Source organism: Paenibacillus sp. N119s (genome assembly GCF_059447605.1).
The window spans coordinates 1-556 of record NZ_JCAJRU010000500.1; the positions used below are offsets into that span (position 1 = coordinate 1).

At 55.8% G+C, this 556-nt stretch carries 1 protein-coding gene; it reads left to right on the plus strand.

The window, feature by feature from the left end; translation table 11 throughout:
- Positions 1–556, plus strand: a 556-nt coding sequence (locus AC5V8P_RS26005; RefSeq protein WP_495474106.1) for an AMP-binding protein, incomplete at both ends; no start/stop codon positions are given.

The following is a 556-nucleotide window of genomic DNA, read 5'->3' on the forward strand; positions in this document are numbered from 1 at the left end:
TACCGTTTATGCAGCATGTGTATGAACAGGGACTTGACATGAGCAGTCTGGAGCTGCTCATCACGAGCTCAGATAGCTGCAGCGTGACGGACTATCGAGTGCTGCAAGAACGGTTTGGTGCGGATATCCGCATTATTAACAGCTACGGCGTTACGGAAGCGGCGATTGATTCCAGCTTCTATGACGAAGAACTGTCGAAGCTGCCAAGCAGCGGCCATGTGCCAATTGGGCAGGCATGGCTGAACGCCCGCTTCTACATCGTGGATAGTCAGCTAAATCCAGTGCCGATCGGTGTACTGGGCGAGCTGTGCATTGGCGGTGCTGGCGTGGCACGGGGATACCTGAACCGTGCGGACTTGACCGCTGAGAAATTCGTAGCGAACCCGTACGTACCAGGTGAACGACTGTATCGCACCGGCGACTTGGCGCGGTGGATGCCAGACGGCAATGTAGACTTTATTGGCCGGATGGACTACCAAGTCAAAATCCGCGGGTACCGGATTGAGTTAGGCGAGATTGAAACCGCGATCCAGCAGGTGCCGGGTGTGCGTCAAGC